Here is a 26,473-nt window from a genome sequence, read left to right on the forward strand (position 1 = left end):
CAATGTCAGAGCTGACCCTGACGGTCATGCGGCTGGGTTTCCTAGCCGTTCTGTGGCTGTTCGTCATCGTGGCCGTCCAGGTCATCCGCAGTGATCTGTTCGGCACACGCGTCACCCAACGCGGCTCGCGCCGCAGCGGTGACACGCGTCCCCAGCAGACGCGCCAGGCCGCCGCGCCACCGCAGCAGCGGCAGCAGCAGCGCCAGCAGTCCGGCGGCCGACAGCGGCGCGGAGCGCCGACCAAGCTGGTGGTGTCGGAGGGCACCCTCACCGGCACCACGGTGGCGCTCCAGGGCCAGACCATCACCCTGGGCCGCGCACACGACTCCACGATCGTGCTGGACGACGACTACGCGTCCAGCAGGCATGCCAGGATCTACCCGGACCGTGACGGCCAGTGGATCGTCGAGGATCTCGGGTCCACCAACGGCACATATCTCGACCGGACCCGTCTCACCACCCCGACACCGATTCCGCTGGGCGCGCCGATCCGCATCGGCAAGACCGTCATCGAGCTGCGGAAGTAGTACGACAATGAGCGAGCGGAGCGAGCGAGCCACAGCGGTCCCGACAGCGGACCGGGACCGGCTCCCGACCGGAGGGTGGGCAGTGTGGCTCGACGAGACCGGCTGTACCCCGAGCCGACGGGCGAGGTGCGCATGAGTCTGTCCCTGCGTTTCGCCGCCGGATCGCACAAAGGCATGATCCGGGAAGGCAACGAGGACTCCGGCTACGCCGGTCCACGGCTGCTGGCCATCGCCGACGGCATGGGCGGCCAGGCGGCGGGCGAGGTCGCCTCGTCGGAGGTCATCTCGACCCTGGTCCAGCTCGACGACGATGTGCCCGGCTCGGACATCATCACCTCGCTCGGCACGGCCGTGCAGCGCGCCAATGACCAGCTGCGGCTGATGGTCGAGGAGGATCCCCAGCTCGAAGGCATGGGCACCACCCTCACCGCGCTGCTCTGGACCGGTCAGCGGCTCGGTCTGGTCCATGTCGGCGACTCCCGCGCCTATCTGCTGCGCGACGGAGTGCTGACCCAGATCACCCAGGACCACACCTGGGTGCAGCGTCTGGTGGACGAGGGCCGGATCACCGAGGAAGAGGCCACCACCCATCCGCAGCGCTCCCTGCTGATGCGCGCGCTGGGCAGCGGCGACCATGTCGAGCCCGATCTCTCCATCCGGGAGGTCCGGGCCGGGGACCGCTATCTGATCTGCTCGGACGGTCTCTCCGGAGTGGTCTCCCACCAGACGATGGAGGAGACCCTCGCCGGCTATCAGGGCCCGCAGGAGACCATCCAGAACCTGATCCAGCTCGCGCTGCGCGGCGGCGGTCCCGACAACATCACCTGCATCGTCGCCGATGTGCTGGACACCGACACCGACGACACCCTCGCCGGTCAGCTCAGCGACACTCCGGTGGTCGTCGGCGCGGTCGCCGAGAACCAGCTCCAGCTGAACGACGGCGGCGCGATGCAGACCCCGGCGGGGCGCGCGGCCGGTCTCGGCCGCCCCGCACCGCAGCGGAACGACGGCTTCGGCTCGCCCGGAGGCGGCGACGGCTACGACGGGATGCCGCCCGAGGGCAGCTTCGACTCGTACACCGACGACGACTTCGTCAAGCCGGGCGGCGGTCGCGGATGGCTGAAGGGGACCTTCATCTTCGTGCTCGCCCTCGCCGTCGTCGGCGGCGGTCTGTACGGCGGCTACCGCTGGACGCAGACCCAGTACTACGTCGGCACCAAGGGCAGCCATGTCGCCCTGTACCAGGGCATCAGCCAGGATCTGGCGTGGATCTCGCTCTCCAAGGTGGAGAAGGACCATCCCGAGATCAAGCTCAAGCATCTCCCGCCGTACCAGCGCAAGCAGGTCGAGGCCACCATCGCGCAGAAGAGCCTCGGCAAGGCCCAGGACAAGATCGGCGAGCTCGCCACCCAGGCGTCCGCGTGCGAGAAGCAGGAACAGCGCCGTGAAGCAGCCGACCGCCAGGCGGCCTCGCCGCCGAGCAAGAGCCAGGCAGGCAAGGGCCAGGCGGGCGGGGGCCAGGCAGCCGAAAGTCAGGCACCCGAGAGCCAGACGGGCAGCACCGTCGGCGCACCCGCCTCGGCGCACAACGCGCACGACACCCAGATCAGCCGGACCATCCAGATCGACGACAAGAACGACGGCAAGAAGAAGCCGACCGCAGCCTCTCCGTCTTCTCCTCCGGGTCCCGTCCTCTCGGAGGAAGAGCAGAAGCTGGCCTCGAACTGCGGTAAGCAGTAATCAGCCGTAGGGGGCTTCTCCATCCATGAGCGTTGTCACCAACACCACCACGATCGGCGCGATCGAGGCACCGAGCCGCCGCAACACCGAGCTGATGATGCTCGCCTTCGCGGTCGCCGTGCCGGTGTTCGCGTACATCAATGTGGGGCTCGCCATCGACGGCAAGCTCCCCACCGGGGTACTCGGCTATGCCCTGGGACTCGGGCTGCTGGCCGCCGTGGCGCATCTGGTGGTGCGGAAGTTCGCCAAGTACGCCGATCCGCTGCTGCTGCCGCTGGCGGTGCTGCTCAACGGCCTCGGGCTGGTGATGATCTGGCGGCTGGACCAGTCGCCCCGGCTGATCCAGCGCGCCGAGGCCCAGTGGGGCGCGTTCACACCCGACGCGCCCAAGCAGATGCTGTACTCGGCGATCGGCATCGCGCTCTTCGTCGGCGTACTGCTGCTGCTGAAGGACCATCGCATCCTCCAGCGCTACACCTACATCTCGATGGTGACGGCGCTGGTCCTGCTGATCCTGCCGATGTTCTTCCCGGCCCGTAACGGCGCGAAGATCTGGATCAATCTGGGCCCCATCAACATCCAGCCCGGCGAGTTCGCCAAGATCATCATCGCGATCTTCTTCTCCGGCTATCTGATGGTGAAACGCGATGCCCTCGCGCTCGCCAGCCGCCGGGTGATGGGCCTGTATCTGCCGCGCGGACGCGACCTCGGCCCGATCCTGGTCGTCTGGGCGATGTCGATCCTGATCCTGGTCTTCGAGACCGACCTCGGCACCTCGCTGCTGTTCTTCGGCCTCTTCGTGATCATGCTCTATGTGGCCACCGAGCGGACGAGCTGGATCGTCTTCGGTCTGCTGATGTCGGCCGTGGGCGCGGTCGGCGTCGCCACCTTCGAGCCGCATGTGCAGCAGCGCGTGGAGTTCTGGCTGAACCCCTTCGCCGAGGAGACCTGGGCGCAGAGCGAGCAGATCGGCCAGGCGCTGATGTCGTTCGGCGCGGGCGGCACGCTCGGCACCGGCCTCGGCCAGGGCAACTCCGACCTGATCATGTTCGCCGCGAACTCCGACTTCATCCTCTCCAGCTTCGGCGAGGAGCTCGGCCTCGCCGGGATGATGGCCTTCCTGATGATCTACGGGCTGATCGTGGAGCGCGGTGTGCGCACCGCGCTCGCCGCCCGTGACCCCTTCGGCAAGCTGCTCGCGGTCGGCCTCTCCGGAGCCTTCGCCATCCAGGTCTTCGTGGTCTCCGGCGGTGTGATGGGTCTGATCCCGCTGACCGGTATGACGATGCCGTTCGTCGCGGCCGGCGGTTCATCGGTGATCGCCAACTGGGCGCTGATCGCCATCCTCATCCGTATCAGCGACACCGCGCGCCGTCCCGCCCCCGCCCCGGCACCGTCTCCCGACGCGGAGATGACCCAGGTGGTGCGCCCGTGAAGACGGCCCAGGCGGTACGCACGTGAAAATGACCCAGGCAGTACGCGCGTGAAGACGATCCAGGCGGTACGCCCGTGAAGACGGTCCAGGCGGTACGCCCGTGATGACGCCCCAGGCAGTACGCCCGTGAACAAACCGCTCCGTCGGATCGCGATCTTCTGCGGCATTCTGGTGCTCGCCCTGCTGGTACGGACCAACTGGCTCCAGTACGTCGAGGCGGACGAGCTCAACGAGAACGACCGCAACCGTCGCATCCAGGTCGAGCGGTACGCGAGCGAGCGCGGCGACATCATCGTGGACGGCAAGCCGATCACCGGCTCCGTCCGGACCGAGAGCACCCTCTACGCCTATAAGCGGACCTATGCCGACGGCCCCATGTGGGCGCCGGTGACGGGATACGCCTCGCAGGCGTTCGACGCCAACCAGATCGAGAAGCTCCAGGACGGCATCCTGACGGGCAACTCGGACCAGCTCTTCTTCGACCGCACGATGGCGATGCTCACCGGCGAGGAGAAGAAGGGCGGCAATGTCGTCACCACCCTGAGCGCCGCCGCCCAGAAGGCCGCCTGGCAGAGCCTCGGCGACAAGAAGGGCGCGGTCGCGGCCATCGAGCCGAAGACCGGCAGAATTCTGGCGCTCGCCTCCACCCCGTCCTACGACCCCGCCTCCTTCGCCGGGGCGGAGCTCTCCGACGCCAGGGCGTGGAAGTCGCTGGAGCGGGACAAGGACAAGCCGATGCTCAACCGGGCGCTGCGCGAGGTCTACCCGCCGGGATCCGCCTTCAAGGTGGTCACCGCCGCCGCCGCGCTGGAGAACGGCCTGGTCAAGGACATCGACGCGGCCACGGACACCCCCGAGCCGTATAAGATCCCGCTCTCCGCCCGGCCGCTGAAGAACCACGCGAGCGGCTGTGCGGACGCCAGCCTCAACCGGGCGATGGAGGTCTCCTGCAACTCGGTCTTCGCCAAGCTCGGCGATGAGGTGTCGCGGGACCGGATGGTGGAGACGGCCGAGAAATTCGGTTTCAACGACCCCGGAATCGATGTCCCGGTACGGGCCGCCGCCTCGGTCTACGACAAGGCGATGGACCGCGGCGGAAACGCGCTCTCCGCCATCGGCCAGTTCAACACCGCCGCCACCCCGCTCCAGATGGCCATGGTCACCGCCGCGATCGCCAACGACGGCAGGCTGATGAAGCCGTACATGATCGATCAGCTCGAAGCGCCCAATCTCGATGTGGTCGAGAAGACCGAGCCCGAGGAGATGAGCCGCCCGGTCTCCCCGGAGAACGCCCGGCTTCTCCAGACGATGATGGAGAACGTCGTCGAGAAGGGCACCGGCGGCAAGGCCCGGATCGACGGGGTCACGGTCGGCGGCAAGACCGGTACGGCGGAGAACGGCTTCGGCAACACCGGCACCCCGTACGCCTGGTTCATCTCCTACGCCAAGGACGGCGACGGCTCCCCGGTCGCCGTCGCGGTCGTGGTCGAGGACAGCGACGCGACCGGCGGCGATATCAGCGGGGGCGGTCTGGCCGCGCCGATCGCCAAGGTCGTGATGAACGCGGTGCTGAACAGCGGCGGATAACCCGTGGCACCCGTGGCCCGCCGGGCCCCGGACGCTCAGGAATCTATGATTCCGCTTTATCTCCCGATTGTGATCAGTGGGCTATCTCACAACCCCACAGGCAACCATTGATCAAATGTTCCCTTTACCCCTTCCCGGCGCGCGCCAGGAAGGATCACCGAGTCGGTCCCGCGAGATGGGCATTCACCGCGGGCGACGGGCCGGGAGGAATACGACCCGCCCTCGCGGATCGCGATATCGGGGAGGTTTCACGGCCGCGCCCCGAATGCCGGGGGCGCAGAAAAGGCCATGAAATACCAGGAGAGACCAGGTGAACATAAGAAAGACAAACCAGACGGCGCTTAAGGCGGGCACGTCGATCCAACGGGCTCTCAGCCCTCCCCGGATTCGGACTCCGCCGCCGGTATCGGGGGCCGCCGATCCGTACCCCTTGTATTCCGGTCGGATATCGGCTGCCGGGCGGGGCCGAGATGCACCTGGTGCTACGGGTACCGTATCCCAGGCAGCACAACTGACGGTACAGGGAGAGGTTCACCGCTATGGAAGAGCCGCGTCGCCTCGGCGGCCGGTACGAGCTGGGCTCGGTGCTCGGCCGTGGTGGCATGGCCGAGGTCTACCTCGCCCACGACACCCGGCTCGGCCGCACCGTCGCTGTGAAGACGCTGCGGGCAGATCTCGCCCGCGATCCGTCTTTCCAGGCCCGGTTCCGCCGTGAGGCCCAGTCGGCCGCCTCGCTCAACCATCCTGCGATCGTCGCGGTCTACGACACCGGCGAAGACTATGTCGACGGGGTCTCCATCCCGTACATCGTGATGGAGTACGTCGACGGCTCCACGCTCAGAGAGCTGCTGCACTCCGGGCGCAAGCTGCTGCCCGAGCGCACCCTGGAGATGACCACCGGCATCCTCCAGGCCCTGGAGTACTCCCACCGCAACGGCATCGTCCACCGCGACATCAAGCCGGCGAACGTCATGCTGACGCGCACCGGCCAGGTCAAGGTCATGGACTTCGGCATCGCGCGCGCCATGGGCGACGCCGGGATGACGATGACGCAGACCTCGGCCGTCATCGGCACCGCCCAGTACCTCTCCCCGGAGCAGGCCAAGGGCGAGCAGGTCGACGCGCGCTCCGATCTCTACTCCACCGGCTGTCTGCTCTACGAACTGCTCACCGTCCGTCCGCCGTTCATCGGCGACTCCCCGGTGGCCGTCGCGTATCAGCATGTCCGCGAGGAGCCGCAGTCGCCGTCCTCCTTCGATCCCGAGATCACGCCGGAGATGGACGCCATCGTCCTCAAGGCGCTGGTCAAGGACCCCGACTACCGCTATCAGTCCGCGGACGAGATGCGCGCGGACATCGAGGCATGTCTCGACGGCCAGCCGGTCGCCGCGGCCACGGCGGCGATGGGCGCGGTCGGCTACGGCGGCTACCCCCCGGAGGAGCAGCCCACCACGGCGCTGCGGCAGAACGATCCCGCCGTGGCCCAGACCTCGATGCTCCCGCCGATCAATCCGGACGACGGGGGCTTCGGCGCTTATGACGACGGACGGGGACGCCGCCGGCCGGAGCGCAAGTCCAGCACCTCGACGGTGCTGCTGGTGGTCGCGGGCGTGCTGGTGCTGATCGGCGCGGTGCTGATCGGCCGGTCCGTCTTCGGCGACGACCCCGACACCGGGGAGGTCCCGGTCCCCACGATCGTGGGCATGACGGTGGAGCAGGCGCAGGAGCATGCCACCAACGCGGGCATCGAGATCCAGGAGTCCGGCTCGGAGCGCTGCGACGAGCCGGAGGGCAAGATCTGCAGCCAGTCCCCCGCGGACGGGAACATCGCGCAGGGCGAGACCGTCACCTATGTGCTCTCCGAGGGACTGAGCCAGATCGAGGTCCCCGATGTCACCGAGAAGTCGCTGGAGAGCGCCAAGGAGGCGCTGACCCGTAAGGACTTCAAGGTCGAGGTCAAGGAGGTCGAGTCCACCCAGGAGGACCCCGGAACCGTCATCGAGCAGAACCCCGAGGGCAACAGCATGGCCGACCGGAACGCGACGGTCACCCTCACGGTGGCCAAGCAGGTCCTGGAGACGGTGCCCCGGGTCATCGGCAACCCGCTCTCCAGCGCGCAGTCCCAGCTCCAGACGCTGCTCTTCCAGGTGAACACGGAGTACGTGGACTCCGATGAGCCCAAGGACCAGGTCATCGGCCAGGACCCGGCGGAGGGCACCAAGGCGGCCCAGAACAGCACGGTGACCCTCAAGGTCTCCAAGGGCCCTGAGGAGGAAGAGACCGTCCAGGTCCCCAACCTGGTCGGCCGTACCCTCGCCGACGCACAGGCCCTGCTGGAGCAGGCGGGTCTTGAGCTCGGCGACATCGAGGGCTCGGACGAGGACACCGCCCGGATCACGCAGCAGGAACCGCAGGCCGGCTCCCAGGCCGCGGCCGAGCAGGAGATCAAGGTGACGACCGCCGACTTCGGCGAGGGCAATGGGAACAACGGCGACGGGAACGGCAACGGGAACGGCGGCGAGAGCGGCGGAGACGGCGACGGGGGCCTGTTCGGCGGCTCCTTCGGCAGGGACTGACCGCCCGGTCGACGCATGAGAGCCCCGGCCCCCGGAGAAGGGCGGCCGGGGCTCTGTCGTACCCGCCGGGCCCGCGAACAGGTCAGGCCGTAAAGGAACGGAGCTGAGCTGAGCCGAGCGGATCAGCGCAGCTCGGCCGGCTTGGTGCGGTCCCGGTCGACCTTGACCTCGCGCACCAGCTCACCCCAGACGATATAGCGGTAGTTGGAGGTGAAGACCGGGGTACAGGTCGTCAGCGTGATGTAGCGGCCCGCCTCGGTCTTCCCCGACTGCTCGGGGACCGGCTTCAACACGTTCACGTTGTACTTCGACGTCTCCGGAAGGGTCTCGTAGACCTTGTAGACGTACCAGGTGTCCCGCGTCTCGAAGACGATCGGGTCACCCTCCTTTATCTTGTGGATGTTGTGGAACTTCGCGCCATGGCCGTCGCGGTGCGCCGCCAGGGTGAAATTGCCCTTCGCGTTCCACGGGAGCGCGGACTTGATCGGCTTGGTGTAGTACCCGGCGATGCCGTCGTTGAGGTCCTTGGGCTCGGTGCCCTTCTTCACCAGCACCTCGTCATCGCCCATGGCGGGCACATGGAGGAAGCCGATGCCGTCCTTGGTGTCGAGCGCCCCGGGGCCGCCCGCGCCGCCCTCCGCCCAGCCGTCGCGCATCCGCTCGCTCTGGCGGGACGCCTCGCGGTCCGCGAGGACATTCGTCCACCAGAGCGAGTAGACGACGAAGAGTCCCAGCAGAACGCCCGCGGTGATCAGCAGTTCGCCGAAGACACTGATGACACCGGCGATCCGGCTGCGCGCACGTGACGACACTGCATCTCTTCCCGTCTGGACTCATGGCTCCGAGGCTCCCTGGCCGCGGGGCGATCCGCCGTCCTAGCCTACGAGCGCGTCCGGTCTGCCCTTGCTGCGCGGCCGTTCCTCGACCATCTTGCCCCACACGATCATCCGGTAGGTACTCGTGAACTCGGGGGTGCAGGTGGTGAGGGTGATGTACCGGCCGGGCCCGGTGAAGCCGGAGCCGGGCGGGACCGGACCGATCACCTGGACGTTGGACGGCGAGGTCTGGGGCAGGATGCTCGCCATTTCATAGGTGTAGTACGCGTTCTGAGTCTCGACCACGATCGGGTCGCCCGGCTTGAGGCGGTTGATGTACCGGAACGGCTCGCCATGGGTGTTGCGATGGCCCGCGACGGCGAAATTGCCCGGCTTGTCGGACGGCAGCGCGGTCTTGAGCTTGCCCTCGCTGTAGTGGCCGACCATGCCCCGGTCGAGGACCTTCTCCTTGTCGATGCTCGCGGCGACCGGGACGACCACATCGAGCTTGGGGATGTGCATGATGGCGAAGCCCTGCCCCGGCTCGAACGTGCCCGGCTCACGGCCCTTCGCCCAGGCTTCCTGGATCTTGTCGGTCTCCCGGTCGACCTCCTGCCCGGCCCGGACATTGGTCCACCAGAGCTGGTAGGTCACGAAGAGCAGCATCAGCACGCCGAAGGTGATGAACAGTTCGCCCAGGGCACGGCTGGCGATCACGGCCGGGCTGTCCTTGGCGGCCTTGGCGGCGCGTCGGGCCTCCACCCTGGTCAGCGGCCTGCCGGGGGCGCCGGGGTCCCGGGAGGGGGCGGCGGGCGGCGGCGCGGAACGGGAGCGCTGACGGCCCCGGCCCTTGGCGGCTCTTCGCCGCTCGGCCCGGCCGGGCCCGCTGAGCCCCTGTGGCCCTGGTGCCGACTGTGGTCCATGCGTCGGCTGCGGTCCATGCGTCGGCTGCGGTCCATGCGTCGGCTGCGGCCCCCGGGGAGGCTGCGGATTCCAGCCCGTGGCGCCGTACGCCCCCGAGTGCCCCGGTCCCCCCGGTTCGCTCCCCGGGTACGTCCACGGGCCGCCGGCGGAGGCGTCCCCGGGGGACGGCCCGGGACCGGAGCCGGTCATCGGGTCGCGCTCCTCGCCAGGACGCCCGGCTCTCACGCCAGAGCCTTGCCCACAGCCTTGCCCGCAGTTTTGCCGACCACCGGGGCCAGACCCTCCGAACGCTCGACCGCGCCGGTGTCGCCGCACTGCTCCAGCCAGTTGGCGAGCATCAGATGCCCGTACTCGGTGAGCACCGACTCGGGGTGGAACTGCACCCCCTCGACGGCCAGCTCACGGTGGCGCAGCCCCATGATGATGCCGTCCGCCGTACGGGCCGTCACCTCCAGCTCCGCGGGCAGCGCGGCCGGCTCCGCGGCCAGCGAGTGGTAGCGGGTCGCGGTGAACGGCGAGGGCAGCCGGGCGAAGACGCCCTTGCCCCCATGGCTGACCAGCGATGTCTTGCCGTGCAGCAGTTCGGGGGCGCGGTCCACGACACCGCCGTACGCCACCGCCATCGACTGCATCCCGAGGCAGACCCCGAAGACGGGAACCCCGGTGGCCGCGCAGTGACGCACCATCTCGACGCAGACGCCGGCCTGCTCGGGCGTGCCCGGCCCGGGGGAGAGCAGTACGCCGTCGAAGCCGTCCTGGGCGTGGGAGAGGGCGACCTCGTCGTTCCGTACGACCTCGCACTCCGCGCCGAGCTGATACAGGTACTGGACCAGATTGAAGACAAAGCTGTCGTAGTTGTCGACGACCAGAATGCGCGCGCTCATCGGGCTGCTCCCTCTTCCCTGCCGGCGCCCGCTCCGGCGCTCGCTCCATCGACGGTGACGTCACCGAACGGAAGCAGCGGCTCCGCCCAGGGGAAGACGTACTGGAACAGCACGTAGACGACGGCGAGGATCAGCACGAGCGAGATGACCGCCCGCACCCATGCGTTCCCCGGCAGACGCCGCCAGATCCAGCCGTACATTGCCGTCCCTTTCCGTTCGTGACCGCTCCAGACTAAAGGTCGCGGCGGGCCCGCGGGTCAGCTGCGCAAAGCCGGCGGCTTGCCGTCCGTCACCGGGCGGGTGGCTTCCAGACGCGCCCAGACGATCAGACGGTGGCTGCTGCCCCACTCCGGCTCGCAGGTGGTCAGGGTCAGATACCGGCCGGGAACGCGGAACCCGGACTTCTCCGGTACGGGGTCGATCACCCCGATGTCGGTGGGTACGGTCCGGTAGGCCCTCCGGTCGACGCGGTAGGTGAACCAGCTCGCGCCGTCGGTGAGGACGACGGCGTCCCCGGGGCGGAGCAGCGGAACGTCCTTGAAGGGGTCGCCGTAGGTGCGGCGGTGTCCGGCGACCGCGAAGTTGCCCCGGCCGCCGAGCGCGGCGGTGCCCGGGTAGTGGCCGAGGCCCTTCTTGAGCGTGTTCACCCCGGTGCCTTCGAGGACGGGCCAGTCCCAGGCGCGGCCGAAGCGGGGGACGTACATGACGGCGAAGGGCTTTCCGTCGCGGTACGCGGGGGGTCGCGCGGCCGGCGCCGTGCTCCTGGCGGGCCGTCGCGCGGGCTCCGTCCCGGCGGAGGCGGCCGGCGCGGACCGCGTCGTCGGCGCCGTCGGCGCACCGCGCGTGGCCTGGGGTGCCTGGGATTTCTGGGGTTCCTGGGTAGCGTCCGGCGGGGCGGCGGACGCCGTCGCCCCCGGGGCCGGAAGCTCGATCCGGCCCCTGGACCACTGGTCCTGGAGCCGGTGGATCTCCCCGTCGGAGGCGTCGGCCGCCTTGACCCCGGTCCAGTACAGGACGTACACGACGAAGAGCACGATCACGGCGCCGACGGTGATGCAGAGTTCGCTGAAGGTCCTGATGACGAGCCGTACCGGCATCGAATCGCCCCCCGGCCTCAGGCGTTACCCCGCGGGCTTCGCGTAGTGGAGATCCACTGTGCCCGAGTAACCGGGAAGAGTCACCGCATCGTGCTCATCGACTTTCCAGCCGAGCCCGTACGCCTTCACATACAGCTGATAGTTCTGGAGCGAGGGTGACGCGTCGAGCGCCTCCTCCAGCCGGTCCCGGTCGCCCACGGCAGTGATCTTGTACGGCGGAGAGTAGACGCGCCCCTGGAGGATGAGGGTGTTGCCGACGCACCGCACCGCGCTGGTGGAGATCAGCCGCTGGTCCATCACCCGGATGCCCTCGGCCCCGCCCGCCCACAGGGCGTTGACCACGGCCTGGAGATCCTGCTGGTGGATCACCAGGTCATTGGCCTGGGGCTCGGGGTAGCCGGGGGCGGCCTGGACCCCCTGCGGGGCGTCGTCGAGGGTGACGGTGAGCGCCTGGCCGCTGACCTTCCGGGTCCCCGCGGCAGCCGCCAGCGCGCCGAAGCGCTCGTCCTCGGCCCTGGTGGAGCCGTCGTCGCGGTCGGCGAGGGCGTCGACATCCCCGCGCAGTGACGCGGTGGACTCGTCGAGCCCGCCGTTCTTGGCATTGCGCTGCTGGATCAGGTCGGAGAGCTTCAGCAGGGAGTCGTCGGTGCGGAGGTCCGTGCCCTTCGCGGTGTTGAAGCTGGTGACGAAGATCAGCCCGGCGAGGGCGAAGACGGCAGCCGTCAGCACCCGGCCAGTTCTCTTTTTCAGCATGTGAACCGGCCCTGGCCTGGAGTTGGCGGAATTACTCAACGTACCCTTATCTCCTCAGGCGCCGCGGAAGCACTACGCTAACGGACGCCCGGGGGAGGCAGTGGTCCCCGTCGCTCCAGCCCCGGACGCCAGCCAAGTTCCCTGCGCGGTCACGCAGCGCATCGACAGGAGAGTCCCTCGTGCCGAAGTCACGTATCCGCAAGAAGGCCGACTTCACGCCGCCGGCGGCGTCCAAGCAGGCGACCAGCATCAAGCTGACCAATCGCAGCTGGGTAGCGCCGGTCATGCTCGCGCTGTTCCTGATCGGACTGGCCTGGATCGTCCTCTTCTACGTCACCGAGGGGTCACTGCCCCTCGAATCGATGGGGGACTGGAACATCGTCGTGGGCTTCGGCTTCATCGCCGCGGGCTTCGGCGTCTCCACCCAGTGGAAGTAGCCGGCCGGTAAGCGAACTCCGGAGACTGACTCTCCGGAGTCCTCCGGCTGCCGTGCGTCAGCCCATACCCCATGTTATCCACAGCGTTGTCCACAGTGGGGAAAAGGTCAGACGATCTGTGGATAACCTTCAATGTGTTGACGCCGGTGTGACTGCGTCACCCATCTCGGTGACATGCCGTGTCCCTTGTCCCCACAGGGAAAACCCCCTGCGGCGACAGGGGGCGCGCGCCTTCCGCACGGCCTGTGCGGGAGCTGCCGCTCGCTGTGGACAACCATGGGGAAAGCCGCAGCTCAGCCGCTGATCGGGGCCTTCGCGCACCGCGGGTGCCGGGGGGCGCGAAGCTCCCCGGCGGCTGGCTCCCCAGCGGCCGATTCCCCGGCGGCTCAGGTCAGGGCGGCTCGGATCAGAGCGGCTCAGGTCAGGGCCGCGGTTCTGACCGCCACCGTCACGACGATGGCCAGCAGCACCGCCGCGCTGACCGCGATCTGAACCGGCAGCCGGCGCTCACGCGGTGCGTACACCATCCCGAGGGTGAGCAGAACGCCCGTCACCAGACCGCCGATATGCCCCTCCCAGGAGATGCCCGGGCGGGCGAAGGTGAGCACCAGGCTGATCGCCAGGATGATCGCGACCGGGCGCATATCGAGGTTCGAGCGCCGGGCGAGGACCACGAAGGCCCCCATCAGACCGAAGATCGCCCCCGAAGCCCCGAGCGAGGGCTGGTTCGGCGCGGCGAGCAGATACGCCAGCGCGCTGCCGCCGAGGCCGGAGAGCAGATAGAGGGCGATGAAGCGGCTGCGGCCGAGCGCCGGCTCCACGATTCTGCCGAGGAACCAGAGCCCGAGCAGATTGAAGAGGATGTGCGGCAGCTCCTCATGCAGGAAGACCGCGGTGATCAGCCGGTACCACTGGCCGTCGGCGACCCCGACGACCTCGAACCCCAGCTGGGGATTGCGCGCGAGTCCGATCAGCTCGATCTGGGCGACGAAGCGCTCGCCGAGCACCAGCACCAGGGCGAACACCGCGATATTGATCCCGATGAGCACCTTGGTGACCAGAAAGGCGTCGTCGGCGATGGTGCCGCCCGCGATGGTGCGCGGCCGGTTGGCGCCCGGCGCGTGCCCGGTGCCGGAGCCGTCCCGTACGCACTCCGGGCACTGGAAGCCGACCGAGGCGCTGACCATGCACTCCGGACAGATGGGCCGCTCGCAGCGGGTGCAGCTGATGCCCGTCTCCCGGCCCGGATGCCGGTAGCAGCTGGGCAGTCCGGGCGCACCCGGTGACCCCTGCGGCTCCTGCGGACTGCCTGGCGCCTGGTCCATGAGATCCCTCGATCCTCCCGAAGCAACACTCCGCCCCGTCCATCCAGACGGATGGACGGGGCGCGTTTGTTCCCCGATGGCCGCTGCCCGCCCGTGGGCGGGCGGTTTCGGCCGGTCCGGTTGTCAGCCCTCGCGGGACTCGATCACCACGGACTCGATGACGACATCCTGAACGGGACGGTCGGTGCGCGGGTTGGTCTGGGCAGCCGCGATGGCGTCCACGACCTTCTTGCCCGCGTCGGTGGTGACCTCGCCGAAGATGGTGTGCTTGCCGGTCAGCCAGGCGGTGGGCGACACGGTGATGAAGAACTGCGAGCCGTTGGTGCCCGGGCCCGCGTTGGCCATGGCCAGCAGATACGGCTTGCTGAACGCCAGCTCGGGGTGGAACTCGTCGGCGAACTCGTAACCCGGGCCGCCGGTGCCGTTGCCCAGCGGGTCACCGCCCTGGATCATGAAACCGCTGATCACCCGGTGGAAGACCGTTCCGTCGTACAGCCGGTCGGTGGACCGCTTACCGGTCGCGGGGTTGGTCCACTCGCGCTCGCCCTGGGCCAGCTCGACGAAGTTCTTGACCGTCTTGGGCGCGTGGTTCGGCAGCAGCCGGATCTCGATGTCGCCTTGGTTGGTCTTCAGGGTGGCGTAAAGCTGCTCGGCCACGATCCTGCCTTTCCGTGAGACTTCTCTGGGACGTATGTGAACGTCACGATCCTCGCACGGAAGGGCAGCGCACACAGAAAAGCCTCCGCACCGGACCGTGCGAAGGCGCGCTGAAGCTCCAGTCGTGGCATGGTCGACCAGAGGGCTCCCTATATGAACTATTTATCCGCCATGACCCGGATGCCCGTTACGCATGCCGGGGCAGCGGTCGGCGGGCATGATGTGCCAGCAGACGGAAAGGCGAAAGGCACTGAACCGGGAATGCCCGGGGAATGCCCGTCGGGGCGGTGCCCCGCAACCAGAACGCCACCGAGGAGGAGGATCCCCGTGACCCGCATGGACAGCGTGCGCGCCGCGACCGATTCGGCGAAGGAGAGCGTGCTGCACGCCGCGGAAGTGGTGGCGCCATACGCCGGTACGGCCCGTGATCAGGCCGCGCGCTACGCCCACGAGACGCGCGTACGGCTCGCGCCGAAGGTCTCCGATGCCGCTCACCGGGCGCGGACCCAGGCCCGTGTCCAGTACGTCGCCCATGTGGCGCCGCATGTGCCGCCCGCGGTGGACGATGCCGCTCACCGTGCCGCCGTGCAGGCCCGCAGGACCGCTCGGCAGGCGGCGGACTACACCAGACCACGGGTCGAACACGCGGTCGCCGCCGCTGGGCCCGTACGGGAGGAGGCCGTCGCCCGCTCCGCCGCCGCGCTGGCCGCCCTGCGCGGACAGGTGACACCGAAGGAGATCCGCAAGCTGGTGCGCAAGCACGAGCGGCGCTCGAAGGCCGGCCGTCTCCTCAAGGGGTTCGCCGTCGTCGGCGTGGTGGCCGGCGGAGTCTTCGCCCTATGGAAGTGGTGGGACCGGCAGGCCAACCCCGACTGGCTGGTGGAGCCGCCCGCCGCCACCGAGGTCGGCGGCCGGGAACGGCTGTCGTCGGTCGACGGCAGTCCCGAGGCGCGGGATACCGGGACACGGGCCGAGCAGACCGGGACGGAGCCGCGGGAGGACCGCGACGACCGGCGCTGACCTGTGTGTTGGCCCGTGCGCTGACCTGCGCGTTGACCTGCGCGTTGACCCGTGCGTTGACCCGTGCGGGGAGCGTCCGGGGGACGGAAGTCCTCCTGGCGCTTCATGCCGCCGCCGCCAGCGCCGCACGGTCGGCTGCCGCCTCGGGGGCCTCGGCTCCCCGGGAGCCGAGACAGACGGTGCCGGAGTCCAGGGACACGGGGTCCAGGGCGGGCAGCTTGCGCACGGACGGCGACGCGTTGTGGGCCTCGGCCCTGATGCGCTGCTTGATGGTGGGCGGCAGCGACCGGGTGCCCGAGCCGGGGGTCCACCGGGTGCTCTGCGCGGGCACCCTCGCCCGTACGGCCCTGAGGGAGCGGTCCGCGCGGCTGTCGCGGCGTACCTGCGCGACGGGCGCCGTACGGCCGCGGTGACCCGTTCGGCCGGACCGGGCCCCATGGGCCGGCCAGACGCGGTGACCGGACCCGTGACCGGATCCGTGGCCGGACCGGTCGTCCGGTCTGCCGCCCGACCGGTGACCGCCGCCGCGGCCGACCCGTTGTGCGGACCGGGCTGCGACCCGTTGTGCGGACCGGTGCGCGGACCGGTGTCCGGTTCCGCGATCGGCTCTCCGGCCGGACCCGCGGTCGCCGGGGCCGGAGCAGGGTCCCAGAGTCCGCTGTCCCGGGAGTCCCGCCGGGACTTCCCTCCTTCCCCCTCCCTCCTGGGAGCCGGAGCCTCCCGAGCACGCAGGGGACTCGGGGGACGGCAGGGATGCGGATGCGGATGAAGCCAGGGCGGTCGGGCGCTCCGGCGTCCCCGGGGCGATCCGCAGGGCGGCAGCGGCGGCGCGCGGCAGCCCCATCGAGGTGAACAGCGCGGCGAGAGCGGTGATGAAGGCGGTCCAGAGACTGGTGATCGTGACGACCTTGGCGGCAGCCATGACCCCTCGCTTTCGGGTTGGGCGATCTATATACCTTTCTCATGATGTGTACGCATCTCGAGTTGCGAAGGACCGACGCAGCCGCTACGCAGTTCTTCTGATGAACACCACCCGTACGGCCCACTCCGGGGTGCGAAAACCCGTCCGCTATGCCGTGCCATGCCACCTCATGGGCGGCTTCACCCGATATCGACGCCCCTGAGGGCCTCGGCGATATCAGCCGCTTTAGCGAAATCAAGACAATCGCTGAGAGATTCAGACAATCTTCAGATGACTCACTGAACCCGATCAACCCTCCCGCCCCTCCCTGCGCTCCTTCCCCATGACAGACCGGAAGCGAGCGAACGAGGAGTGCCCCTTGCGTATCCAGGGCTGGAGAAGTGCCGCCGTGGCCACGGGTATGGCCAGTGTGCTGATCGGTACGGCGGGAATGCAGGCGATCGCCGCGCCGGTCGCGCCGAAGGCCGATCTGCGGGCGGACGTCGACCGCGACGGCAGCGTCGATGTCACGGGCGACTCCGACACCGCCGGCGAGAACGCCTGGACCCGGCTGCGGGGCGCGGTGCTGCTGCCGAACATCGACGACGACACCAAGCGCTGCCCCGTACGGGACGCCGCCGGCAAGCGCCTGTCCGACGCCCAGCTCGCCAAGTGCCATGACGCGGCGGACACCGTGCTCAACGGGGCGAGCGACGCGGCCGACCTGGCGCGGCTGAAGACCGTCCCCGCGCCCGAGGTCTCCGACCGGGCCACCGGCACGGTCGCGGTCGTGGGCAAGGACAAGGACAAGGCGCGGCTCTTCATCCAGCGCGCCGGGGTCTGGAAGCATCTGAAGCCGTCCGACAAGCTCACCGCGGCCGAGCTGCGCTCCGGGGTGGAGCTGGGCATCGAGGCCACCGACGTGGTGCGGGACGCCGGTAAGTGGGACGGTACGGTCCGGGTCCGCTTCAGCGTCGCCGACGGCAGCGGCGGCACGACCACGGACGACGTACGGCTGAAGACCGCGCCGGTCCTCACCCATCACCACCGGCAGAAGGCCCAGGAAGTCCTGGTGACCAAGATGAAGCCGTTCGACGAGCTGGACGGGTACGCCGAGGAACAGAACAAGTTCGTCAAGAACCTGGAGCGCGAGGTGAAGGCCGCGGGCATCACCAAGCCCGTGAAGAAGTTCACCGGTTACCAGGACCCGTGGGCGCAGGACTTCGTCGAGCCCGGCTATGTGAGCATGACGGGACCCGGCGGCAAGACGCACGCCATGCGGGTGATGATCCGCTCGGCCCAGGACCGCCCGGCGGGACGTGAGCTCTTCGAGAAGCTGCGCGGCAAGAACGTCGGTGTGGTGCAGGTCGGCAAGGGCAAGCAGGACGAGTCCGCGACCCTCAACTCCATGGGCAACCTGGAGACCATTCCGCCCTACTCCCACAAGGGCGAGGAGTATCCGGCCGGCCGGATCATCATGGGCGAGCAGCCCGACTTCAAGCACAAGCCGGCGAAGGAGATGCGGACGTTTCTCTCCTCGCAGGGCATGCAGTCGCCGCTGCTGCTGGACACGGCCTGGCTGGGGGTGGGCCATGTGGACGAGTTCGTGCAGTTCCTGCCCGCCGACACCGAGCGCGGCTGGCGGATCGGCCTCGCCGACCCGGAGGCGGGGCTCGAACTGCTCCGTGAGGCCAAGGCGGACGGGCACGGGAAGAAGCGGATGTTCTCCGTGCCGGACAAGTTCATGCCCGCGCCGAAGGAGACCATCGACCAGGCGCTGGCCAGCAAGAAGTTCCTGGCCGACAACAAGCTGGCGGCGAAGCGCATCAAGGCCAATCTGGACATCCTGAAGGCCGAGACGGGCATCACGGACGCCGAGGTCATACGGGTGCCGGGGCTGTACAGCCGTGGCGATCTGGGCTCCCAGGGGCTGACCGGCCCGGCCAAGCTGAGCAAGCTCGGCGGGAATGTGCTCGACACGCTCGGGCGGAACGGCGCGAAGAGCCCGTTCACGGCCGGGAAGGAAGCCAGGCTTGAAGCGGGGAAGCAGGGCAAGCGGCCCATCCAGCAGACCGGCGCGTACATCCCGGGCGCGGTCAACGGCGTGGTGCTGAGCGACTCCCGCTATCTGGCCGCCAAGCAGTGGGGGCCCGTCATCGACGGCAAGGACGTCTTCGGCGAGGCGGTGAGCGCGGCGTACGCGACGGCGGGCTTCACCACCGCGTACATCGACGACTGGTACTCGTACCACATCGGCAGCGGCGAGGTGCACTGCGGCACCAACACGCTCCGTGACACCTCACAGCCGTGGTGGAAGAGCTGAGTCTCTTCCCGCCAGGCTGCGAGCCGAGCCACCCGGGACCCCCGCGCCGTGCGGTGCGGGGGTCCCGTCATGTGCGCGTCCGTACGGCCCGGTGCGGAGGTCCCGTCATGAGCGCCCCCGGACCGGGGAAGCGGAGGCGGGGAGCGCCGCCCCGAGGGGCTCAGCCCTTCTTGTCGCCGGGGCGCTCGTGCTTGGCGTCCACCACGGCGCTCTCCAGGACGGCGCTGTTGCCGGTGACGGTGCCGGCCTCGACGCCGAAGGCGTCCTTGAGCTGTACGGTGCGCTCGCCGAGATAGGCATGGCTCTTCCGGTCGAAGATCCACTCGGTACGGCTGACCTCCCGCTCGTCGTTCCGGGCGATGGCCATGCCGTCGCGGCCCGCCGCGTCCTTGGCGTGCTCCAGCACGACGACGCCGGGGATCTTCCCGGCGGCGCGGTAGAGCGCGGCGGACAGCTTGGCCGGGGCGATCTGCTCCCGCAGCAGATCGCCGATGGTGGTGAAGGCCTGCCCGTCCGGGCTGTTGCCCTGCCCCTTGGTGTCCTTGTAGATCTTCTTCAGCAGGGTGCCGGGGTCGGTCGGGAGCGTCTTGAGGTAGTCGTAGCTGGGGGAGCTCACATTCGGCCGCGCCTTGGGGTCGTCCAGGGACAGGTCGTCCGAGCCGGGCGCGCCCGGCTCGATGAGATGGCCCTTCGTGCCGTCGGGGGAGCGCCAGGTCTCCCGCTTGCGCGGCGGCATCACCTCGGCACCGCCCGAAGAGCTGCTCGACAGATGCGACACCGTGCTCTTCATATAGATGTACTGACCGGGGCGCGGCTCCGGGACCTTCCGCTGCTCGGCGGCGGTGGAGATCCGGGAGATGGCGGCGGCCACCTTCTCCGTGCTGCCGAGGTCGACGGCGGAGCCCGGGTCGTCTCCGTTCAGAACGCCGGTCAGCAGGGCTCCCACCAGGGCCGCGGCGGTGAGCGGCACACCGGCGTACAGCGCCCGCCGCACCGGGCGGACACGGGGGTCGGCGGCTGTTCCGGGGTTCTGCTGGATCTCGCGCATCAGCTGCTCCTCAAGGAGTCGTCGGCGGTCGTCCGGTAGATCCGGGTCACCGGGCGCGGGCAGCAGACGGGCCAGTTCCGCGTGGTCGAGCGGCTCCGGGGTCCCTCGCCAGGGGGTTCGGTTCATCGGGTGTTCTCCTCGTGCGACCGGGCCGCGTCCATGCGGCCACCCTGTACTTGTCCATGGCCCCGGGCGGGTTCCACCGTATTGCCATCTTTTTTCCACCCCGGTCGCCGCTCCACAGCAGGACCGACAGCAGGACCGGCAGCGGCGGGGCCGCGCAGTTCCTCCTCGGCGAGCGCGCGCAGCCGCTTACGGGCGCGGGAGAGCCGGGAGCGCACGGTGCCCACGGGCACCCCGAGCGCCTCGGCGGCCTCCGCGTACCCGAGGCCGGACCAGACGCAGAGCGTGAAGACCTCCCGGTCGCCACGGCGTAATCGCTTCAGCGCGCGCTGCGCGGCGGCGAGCTGGGCGGCGTCGCTGAGCCGTCCGACGAGCTCGTCGGCGAAGTCGGGCACGGTCTCACGGGCCGGGATCCGCCGCAGTGCGGCCTGGTGACGGCGGCCGGCCCGGGTGGTGTTGCGGAGCACGTTGACGGCGATCCCCATCAGCCAGGGCCGGGGGCTGTCCCCCTCGTCCCGCAGCTTCCGGCGGAGCCGCCACGCCTCCAGGAAGGTCAGCGATACGACGTCCTCGGCCGCCGCCCAGTCACCGGTGGTCCGTACCGCATGCCGGTAGACGAGCGGGGCATGGGCCGCGAACAGCTCCCGGAACGCGGCCGGGTCTCCGTCGCGTATGCGGGCATGCATCGAATAGTCCACATGAGGGTTTGTCCGCGGGCCGCGCGGCAGTTCCCGTGATCCACCTCACATGACGGCCGCTCGGGTGCACACGGACGGCTACGGATTCACCGGCCGGGGCTGTAGACACTCCTCCAGAAAGCCGAGCGCCCGCAGATGGTAGGAGCGGGCCGCCCATCCCAGACTGATGTTGTGACCGGCGGCCGGCTGATGCTCCACCAGCAGCCGTGGCGCGGTGAGCAGTCCGGTCAGCTCGCTCACCGCCTCGGCGTCATGCCGCCACCATGCTTCATGCTCGGCGAAGGTCAGCCGGACCGGCACCCGCACACCGGCGGCCACCTCGGGGAAGACCTGCTCCCAGCGCGCCGCCTCCGTCGCCTCCCAGGCGGGCATCCCGGCCACCACGGAGGCGGCCAGGGTGAAGGTGTTCGGCGGATACAGCCTGAGCGGGCCCCAGTTCAGCCGGGGGTTCCCCGACCCGCTGAGGCCGGGGTCCAGGGTGGGCGGCGCGGTCGCGTAACGATGACCGCACCCCGAGACGTCCACCCCGATCAGCTCGTCGTGCAGCCCCCGCGCCGCGGCGGTCAGGGCGAGCTTCCCGCCGTAGGAGTGCGCCAGCAGAAACACCCCCGCGCCGAGCGGATGGCCCGAGGCGAAGTCCCGGAGGGCCAGCCGCAGCGCCTCGGCCTGCTCGACGAGCTTCTGCCCGTCGGGCAGCTTCTGGGCGGAGTCGCCGTACCCGGGGCGGTCCACGGCCAGGACCGTATAGCCCAGACCGGCGGCCAGGGTGAGCAGGGAGAGCGAAGAGTGCGCCTGCCCGTCGAAGTAGCTCGCGTTCATGCCGCCGCCGTGCAGGGCGACGATCGTCGCCCGGGGCGGACCGGGGGCCCCGGGCGGCTCGGCGAGCAGTGCGGAGAGCGTCAGCCCGCCCGCGTCCAGCGCGATCCGGCGGACTCCTGGTGAGTGCAGTGGACGGGACAGGGCTCCTCCTCGGCGACAACCGGCGAAAGGGCCGGGCATCCGCGGACACTCAGCGTACGGTGACGGGCGGCCGGACCCGGGGCGTACGACGGCGCGTTCCGCTCCGGGATCGGCAGGGCTTCCCGGCCGCCCGGCGCGGCCGGGAATCAGGCGCCGTCAGAAAGCAGACGCCGCCGGGAATCAGGCGCCGTCAGAAAGCAGCCGCCGCCGGGAAACACGGATCGGCGGAATCAGGAATCGGCGGGCGACTCATCGGGAAAAATCTTGGTGATCAGCTCGCCGTCCCCGGTCAGATAGCCGTGCAGCATCCCGGGGCTGCTGTGCGGCGCGTCGAAGTCCCCGCCCGGCCCAAGGGCGATCACCCCGCCCTGCCCGCCGAGCCCGGGCAGCCGTTTCACGACCACCTCGTACGCGGCCGGGGCCACACCCAGCCCCTTGAACTCGATCAGATTCGAGACGGTCGAGGCCGCCGCGCCCCGGATGAACACCTCACCGGCCCCGGTGGCGCTCACGGCGACCGTGCCGTTCTTGGCGTAGGTGCCCGCTCCGATCACGGGCGAGTCGCCCACCCGGCCCGGGAGCTTATTGGTCATACCGCCGGTGGAGGTGGCCGCCGCCAGATCTCGGTCGCGGTCCCGCGCCACCGCGCCCACCGTCCCCATGGACTGCGCGTCGGCGAGGGCCTCGGGCGAGCGCGCGGCCCTCCCCTTCCCGGCCTCGGTCTCCTTGGCCCGCATCAGGGCGTCCCAGCGGGCCTGTGTCCAGTAGTAGTCCTGGGTGACGGTCCGCAGTCCGTGCCGCGCGCCGAAGTCATCGGCGCCTTCGCCCGAGAGCATCACATGCTTCGACTTCTCCATCACCAGCCGCGCCCCCTCGATGGGATTGCGCAGACTGCGCACCCCGGCGACCGCGCCCGCCGCCAGATCGGAGCCGCGCATGATCGAGGCGTCCAGCTCGTGCTGCGCGTCGGCGTTGAACACCGCTCCCTTGCCCGCGTTGAACAGGGGGTTGTCCTCCAGCCTCCGGACGGCGGCCTCGACCGCGTCCAGGCTGCTCCCGCCGGAGTCGAGCACCTTCCCGCCGGCCCGCAGCGCCTCCGCGAGCCCGTCCCGGTACGCCTTCTCCCGCTCCGGAGTCGTCGTCTCCCGGTCCAGCGCCGCCCCGGCGCCGCCATGGACGGCGAGCACCACATCGCGGGCGTCCGGCCGCGGCTTTCCCTTCCGTACGCCCTCGGTCTTTCCTGCGGCTCGCTCGGCCAAGACGGGGTCCAGCGCCCGGGCGGGCCCCTGGTCCGGGCCGGGCCCGGCCTCCGTCAGTCGCGGTACGACGACGAGAGCGGCGGTGACCGCGGTGACGGCCAGTGCCGAGGGGGCCAGCCAGGCCGCCGCGCGGCGTGAACGCGTACGCGTACGCATGGGCATCGGACGCTCCTCGGTAGGGGACCGATGACTCTACTGACATGCCCATGCCCTATCTAGACCGCGCGAGCCCGGCGGTACGGACCCACACCCCGGGCCCCGCCCGTCAGTTCGCCACGCCCGTCAGTTCGCCATGGCCGTCAGTTCGCCACGGCCGGGACCGAGGTGTCGACGGCCAGCGAGACGGCCAGCCCGCCGAGCACCGCCCCCATCAGATAGCGCTGCACCTTCAGCCAGGAGGGACGGCGGGCGAGAAAGACGGCTACGGTCCCCGCCGCCAGCAGGATCGCCAGATTGACACTGGTGCCCACCACGACCTGGACGGAGCCGAGCAGCAGCCCCTGCGCCAGGACGTTCCCCGCCTCCAGATCGACGAACTGCGGGATGAGCGAGAGATACATGACAGCGATCTTCGGATTGAGCAGACTGGTCATCAGCCCCATCGTGAAGAGCCTGCGCGGGGAGTCGTGCGGCACCTCCTGGGGAGCGAAGACGGACACACCGCCGGGCCTCAGCGCGCACCAGGCGAGATAGCCGAGATAGACCGCGCCGGCCAGCTTGATCGCGACGTAGAGACCAGGCACGGCGGCGAAGACGACCGACAGGCCCAGATTGGTGGCCAGCAGATAGATCAGGAAGCCGAGGGCGACACCGCCGAGGGAGACGACTCCGGCACGCCGCCCCTGGGTGATGCTGCGGGAGACGAGATAGATCATGTTCGGCCCCGGGGTGAGCACCATCCCGAGGGCCACCGTCAGAACACCGAGGACCGCGCTCATCTCGACCATGACTGTGCCTCTCTCCACTGCTTCTCGGCAGATGACGCCTCCCGATTGCACCGACATGAGAATCAATCAACTCAGTGCAATAAAAAGGCTCGTCACTTCTCCCAGAACCCGTACTTCACCTGCGAAATCCCAGCTCTCCGCCGGAAGTGATCCCGAGTGTAGGCAGCTATCGCACTCAGCTCAATATCAATATTGCACTCGGTGCAATATCCTGGTGAGGACAGAAGCACCGAACAGGCGTGGGAGGAACGGACCGTGAAGGACTATCAGCGCGTCGCCGACGCGGTGGCCGCGGAGATCGCGGCGGGCCGCATCGGACCGGGCGACCGGCTTCCGCCGCAGCGGGAGTTCGCCCGGCGACACGGCATCGCGGCCTCCACCGCGACCCGCGTCTACGGGGAGCTCGCACGCCGCGGCCTGACCGTCGGCGAGGTCGGGCGCGGCACCTTCGTACGGGCCGCGCCCCGCCCGTCCGCCCCCGCGCTCACCGAACCCACCGGGACCCGGGTCGACCTGGAGCTCAACTACCCGGTGGCGCCCGAGCAGGCCGGGCTGCTCGCCGGCGGGCTCGGCGCGCTGCTGCGCCCCCAGACGCTGGAGTCCGCGATGCGGCCGTCCGGAGCGGACGGCACCCCCGCCGTCCGCGAGGCCGCGGCGGATCTGCTCGTCCGCGGCGGCTGGCGGCCCGACCCGTCCCGGGTGCTGTTCGCGGGGAACGGCCGACAGACGATCTCGGCCGTCATCAGCGCGCTGGTGCCGCCGGGCGGCCGGCTGGGGGCCGAGGAACTGACCTATCCCGTGCTCAAATCCATCGCCGCCCGGCTCGGAGTCACTCTCGTACCGCTGGCCATGGACTCAGAGGGAGTCGTTCCGGAAGCCGTCGAGGAGGCCCACCGGGACGGCCCGCTGCACGCCGTCTACGTACAGCCGACCCTGCACAACCCGCTGTCGATCACCATGACCGCGTCCCGCGCGGGCCGGCTGGCCGATGTGCTGGACCGGTCGGGGATCTTCGCGATCGAGGACACCATCTGGGCCTTTCTCCGGGACGATCTGCCGCCGTTCGCCGCGCTCGCCCCCGAACGGACGGTGCTCGTCGACAGCCTGTCCAAGCGGGTCTCCCCCGGACTGACCCTCGGGTTCGCGGTGGCCCCCGCCGCCGTGCTCGGAAGCATCGCCGCCGCACTGCGCTCGGGCGGTCTGAACCCCCTGCGCTTCGCACTGGAGGCGGCGGCCCGCTGGCAGACGGACGGCGCCGTCCGCACCCTCGTCCGGGCCAAACAGCGGGAGGCCGCCGTACGACAGGACATGGTCCGGCGGCAGCTGGGCGACTTCGCGGTACGGAGCGGCCACCGCTCGTATTACTGCTGGTGGGAGCTGCCGCGCCCCTGGCGTGCCGACACCTTCGTCGCCGCCGCGGCCCGCCGGGGCATCGGAGTGACCCCGGCGGCGGCGTTCGCCGTGGGCCAGGGCCGCGCCCCGAACGCGGTACGGGTGGGCCTGGCCTCCCCGCCGGCCGCCGTCCTGTCCGATGCCCTCGCCACCCTCGCCGAGCTGGCCCGGACCGCCCCGGACGACCTGGTCATCGACTGACGCCGGAGCCGGGGGCCGCCCCTGGCAGCACGATCAGATCCGCCCGCTCCGGGGACAGCCTGCCGGTGGCCCGCAGCGCCAGCGGCGGGGTGCCGCTGGGCACCTCCCGGGCGCCTTCGGCGCTCACCAGCTCGACGGTCAGCTCGCCCTCGGTGAACAGCCTCCCCCCGGCGAAGAGCACCTCATAGGGCTCCCAGCGCGTCCAGCGGGTCGAAGCCGTCGAAAAGAACTGTCTGAGCCAGCATGTCGCGCAACTCCCTGGGATTTCACGGCGGATGTGCGGCGTTCTCACCGCAAAGCCATGTCCGCCCCGCGCGGTCCCGGCAGTGGCGAAAATGCCGCACATCAACGGGTTCTGGCCGGTCCCCGCGGACGGCACGGGCGAGCGTCCCGCACGGCCGCCGGCTCGGCCGCCGCCCCGGCCGCCGCACGGCAGGTCGGCCTTGCCCGGCGCGTCGATGTACGCGAGGACATCGCCACCCTCACCGTCCCGACCCTCGTCGTCGTCACCACCGCCGACGCGATGGTCCCCCCTGCCCTCCAGCGGCAGCTGGCCGCCGCGATCGGCGACGACAGGGGAGCGGCCGTGTTCGGCACGTTCACCCTTCGATCGGTGAGACTGGGGAAGGCCGCCACCTCCCCCTTCGCGGTCCTCTCCCGAGTCCACGACGGCCGGATCGCCTATATGCAGTACATGGAGGACACATTCGCCACCGCACTCACCTTCCGCAGCGGCGGCGCCTGGACGATCGAGGCCGATCCCGACACCGATGAACGCATCGAGGTCTGAAGGGCCTTCAGCGACCGCTCACCGATTGAGATCGAACACGGGAACGCCGCACCC

25 protein-coding genes are annotated in these 26,473 nt (G+C 69.8%); 10 read left to right on the forward strand and 15 right to left on the reverse strand.

Annotation, left to right across the window (positions count from 1 at the left end):
- Positions 1 to 2: 2 nt before the first annotated feature.
- The 5 genes from FF041_RS33945 to pknB all read left to right on the forward strand — a co-directional run bounded on the left by FF041_RS33945 (position 3) and on the right by pknB (position 7,865).
- Entirely contained in the window at positions 3 to 527 is a 525-nt protein-coding gene (locus FF041_RS33945) for an FHA domain-containing protein FhaB/FipA (RefSeq protein WP_153485132.1), read from the forward strand.
- 132 nt (positions 528 to 659) lie between these two features.
- Positions 660 to 2,267 carry a PP2C family protein-serine/threonine phosphatase gene (locus FF041_RS33950; RefSeq protein ID WP_153526372.1) on the forward strand — a complete coding sequence of 536 codons (1,608 nt, stop codon included), beginning with the start codon at positions 660 to 662 and terminating at the stop codon, positions 2,265 to 2,267.
- A gap of 25 nt (positions 2,268 to 2,292) precedes the next feature.
- Positions 2,293 to 3,702 (forward strand): FtsW/RodA/SpoVE family cell cycle protein, encoded by a 1,410-nt coding sequence (locus FF041_RS33955; protein WP_153526285.1) that lies wholly within the window; start codon positions 2,293 to 2,295, stop codon positions 3,700 to 3,702.
- A gap of 126 nt (positions 3,703 to 3,828) precedes the next feature.
- Positions 3,829 to 5,289 carry a peptidoglycan D,D-transpeptidase FtsI family protein gene (locus FF041_RS33960; RefSeq protein WP_323393506.1) on the forward strand — a complete coding sequence of 487 codons (1,461 nt, stop codon included), beginning with the start codon at positions 3,829 to 3,831 and terminating at the stop codon, positions 5,287 to 5,289.
- A gap of 539 nt (positions 5,290 to 5,828) precedes the next feature.
- A complete protein-coding gene (gene pknB, locus FF041_RS33965; protein WP_153526286.1) occupies positions 5,829 to 7,865 on the forward strand; it encodes a Stk1 family PASTA domain-containing Ser/Thr kinase in 2,037 nt (678 codons plus the stop codon).
- Positions 7,866 to 7,987: 122 nt separating this feature from the next.
- Here the strand turns inward: pknB and FF041_RS33970 are convergent, their stop codons facing one another.
- The 6 genes from FF041_RS33970 to FF041_RS33995 form a co-directional block, all read right to left on the reverse strand.
- Complete coding sequence (locus FF041_RS33970; protein ID WP_323393508.1) at positions 7,988 to 8,677, reverse strand: class E sortase; 690 nt, start codon at positions 8,675 to 8,677, stop codon at positions 7,988 to 7,990.
- 63 nt (positions 8,678 to 8,740) lie between these two features.
- Entirely contained in the window at positions 8,741 to 9,931 is a 1,191-nt protein-coding gene (locus FF041_RS33975; RefSeq protein WP_153526287.1) for a class E sortase, read from the reverse strand.
- The gene (locus FF041_RS33980; RefSeq protein ID WP_153485137.1) at positions 9,826 to 10,488 is read right to left on the reverse strand and encodes an aminodeoxychorismate/anthranilate synthase component II; all 663 of its coding nucleotides are present in this window, start codon (positions 10,486 to 10,488) and stop codon (positions 9,826 to 9,828) included. The genes FF041_RS33975 and FF041_RS33980 overlap by 106 nt, the downstream gene beginning before the upstream one ends.
- Positions 10,485 to 10,688 (reverse strand): hypothetical protein, encoded by a 204-nt coding sequence (locus FF041_RS33985; RefSeq protein WP_153526288.1) that lies wholly within the window; start codon positions 10,686 to 10,688, stop codon positions 10,485 to 10,487. Before FF041_RS33985 ends, FF041_RS33980 begins: the two co-directional genes overlap by 4 nt.
- Positions 10,689 to 10,745: 57 nt before the next feature.
- Positions 10,746 to 11,585: a class E sortase gene (locus tag FF041_RS33990; protein WP_153526289.1), complete on the reverse strand. Its 840-nt coding sequence runs from the start codon at positions 11,583 to 11,585 to the stop codon at positions 10,746 to 10,748.
- 24 nt (positions 11,586 to 11,609) lie between these two features.
- Positions 11,610 to 12,377: a DUF881 domain-containing protein gene (locus tag FF041_RS33995; protein WP_194292284.1), complete on the reverse strand. Its 768-nt coding sequence runs from the start codon at positions 12,375 to 12,377 to the stop codon at positions 11,610 to 11,612.
- A 140-nt stretch (positions 12,378 to 12,517) separates the two neighbouring features.
- Here FF041_RS33995 and crgA point away from each other — a divergent pair, with 140 nt between their 5' ends.
- Positions 12,518 to 12,775, forward strand: coding sequence for a cell division protein CrgA (crgA, locus tag FF041_RS39730; protein ID WP_323371974.1), 258 nt, complete (start codon positions 12,518 to 12,520; stop codon positions 12,773 to 12,775).
- 416 nt (positions 12,776 to 13,191) lie between these two features.
- On the opposite strand, the gene FF041_RS34005 is transcribed toward crgA, so the two are convergent.
- Both FF041_RS34005 and FF041_RS34010 read right to left on the reverse strand, forming a co-directional pair.
- Complete coding sequence (locus FF041_RS34005; RefSeq protein WP_153526291.1) at positions 13,192 to 14,100, reverse strand: rhomboid family intramembrane serine protease; 909 nt, start codon at positions 14,098 to 14,100, stop codon at positions 13,192 to 13,194.
- A gap of 123 nt (positions 14,101 to 14,223) precedes the next feature.
- Complete coding sequence (locus FF041_RS34010; RefSeq protein ID WP_323393510.1) at positions 14,224 to 14,757, reverse strand: peptidylprolyl isomerase; 534 nt, start codon at positions 14,755 to 14,757, stop codon at positions 14,224 to 14,226.
- Positions 14,758 to 15,084: 327 nt separating this feature from the next.
- On the opposite strand from FF041_RS34010, the gene FF041_RS34015 reads away from it, so the two are divergent.
- Positions 15,085 to 15,777, forward strand: coding sequence for a DUF5324 family protein (locus tag FF041_RS34015; protein ID WP_323393512.1), 693 nt, complete (start codon positions 15,085 to 15,087; stop codon positions 15,775 to 15,777).
- A 103-nt stretch (positions 15,778 to 15,880) separates the two neighbouring features.
- On the opposite strand, the gene FF041_RS40475 is transcribed toward FF041_RS34015, so the two are convergent.
- The gene (locus FF041_RS40475) at positions 15,881 to 16,108 is read right to left on the reverse strand and encodes a DUF6344 domain-containing protein (RefSeq protein WP_153526292.1); all 228 of its coding nucleotides are present in this window, start codon (positions 16,106 to 16,108) and stop codon (positions 15,881 to 15,883) included.
- A gap of 991 nt (positions 16,109 to 17,099) precedes the next feature.
- On the opposite strand from FF041_RS40475, the gene FF041_RS34025 reads away from it, so the two are divergent.
- Entirely contained in the window at positions 17,100 to 19,001 is a 1,902-nt protein-coding gene (locus FF041_RS34025; RefSeq protein ID WP_153526377.1) for a protein-arginine deiminase domain-containing protein, read from the forward strand.
- 160 nt (positions 19,002 to 19,161) lie between these two features.
- Here the strand turns inward: FF041_RS34025 and FF041_RS34030 are convergent, their stop codons facing one another.
- The 5 genes from FF041_RS34030 to FF041_RS34050 form a co-directional block, all read right to left on the reverse strand.
- Entirely contained in the window at positions 19,162 to 20,175 is a 1,014-nt protein-coding gene (locus FF041_RS34030) for a CU044_5270 family protein (RefSeq protein WP_153526293.1), read from the reverse strand.
- Positions 20,172 to 20,870 (reverse strand): RNA polymerase sigma factor, encoded by a 699-nt coding sequence (locus FF041_RS34035; RefSeq protein WP_323393518.1) that lies wholly within the window; start codon positions 20,868 to 20,870, stop codon positions 20,172 to 20,174. Before FF041_RS34035 ends, FF041_RS34030 begins: the two co-directional genes overlap by 4 nt.
- A gap of 78 nt (positions 20,871 to 20,948) precedes the next feature.
- On the reverse strand, positions 20,949 to 21,869 hold the full coding sequence (locus FF041_RS34040) for an alpha/beta hydrolase (RefSeq protein ID WP_153526294.1): 921 nt from the start codon (positions 21,867 to 21,869) through the stop codon (positions 20,949 to 20,951).
- A 191-nt stretch (positions 21,870 to 22,060) separates the two neighbouring features.
- A complete protein-coding gene (locus tag FF041_RS34045; protein ID WP_228388818.1) occupies positions 22,061 to 23,251 on the reverse strand; it encodes an isoaspartyl peptidase/L-asparaginase family protein in 1,191 nt (396 codons plus the stop codon).
- 137 nt (positions 23,252 to 23,388) lie between these two features.
- On the reverse strand, positions 23,389 to 24,036 hold the full coding sequence (locus FF041_RS34050) for a LysE family translocator (protein WP_153526295.1): 648 nt from the start codon (positions 24,034 to 24,036) through the stop codon (positions 23,389 to 23,391).
- Positions 24,037 to 24,291: 255 nt separating this feature from the next.
- Here FF041_RS34050 and FF041_RS34055 point away from each other — a divergent pair, with 255 nt between their 5' ends.
- The gene (locus tag FF041_RS34055) at positions 24,292 to 25,629 is read left to right on the forward strand and encodes an aminotransferase-like domain-containing protein (protein ID WP_323393521.1); all 1,338 of its coding nucleotides are present in this window, start codon (positions 24,292 to 24,294) and stop codon (positions 25,627 to 25,629) included.
- Here the strand turns inward: FF041_RS34055 and FF041_RS34060 are convergent.
- Positions 25,619 to 25,810, reverse strand: coding sequence for a hypothetical protein (locus tag FF041_RS34060; protein ID WP_323393523.1), 192 nt, complete (start codon positions 25,808 to 25,810; stop codon positions 25,619 to 25,621). The two genes, FF041_RS34055 and FF041_RS34060, sit on opposite strands and share 11 nt — an antisense overlap.
- Positions 25,811 to 25,930: 120 nt before the next feature.
- Here FF041_RS34060 and FF041_RS34065 point away from each other — a divergent pair, with 120 nt between their 5' ends.
- A complete protein-coding gene (locus tag FF041_RS34065) occupies positions 25,931 to 26,419 on the forward strand; it encodes a hypothetical protein (RefSeq protein ID WP_153526297.1) in 489 nt (162 codons plus the stop codon).
- Positions 26,420 to 26,473: the final 54 nt, after the last annotated feature.

It is taken from the genome of Streptomyces jumonjinensis (assembly GCF_009600885.1).
Taxonomy (GTDB): domain Bacteria; phylum Actinomycetota; class Actinomycetes; order Streptomycetales; family Streptomycetaceae; genus Streptomyces; species Streptomyces jumonjinensis.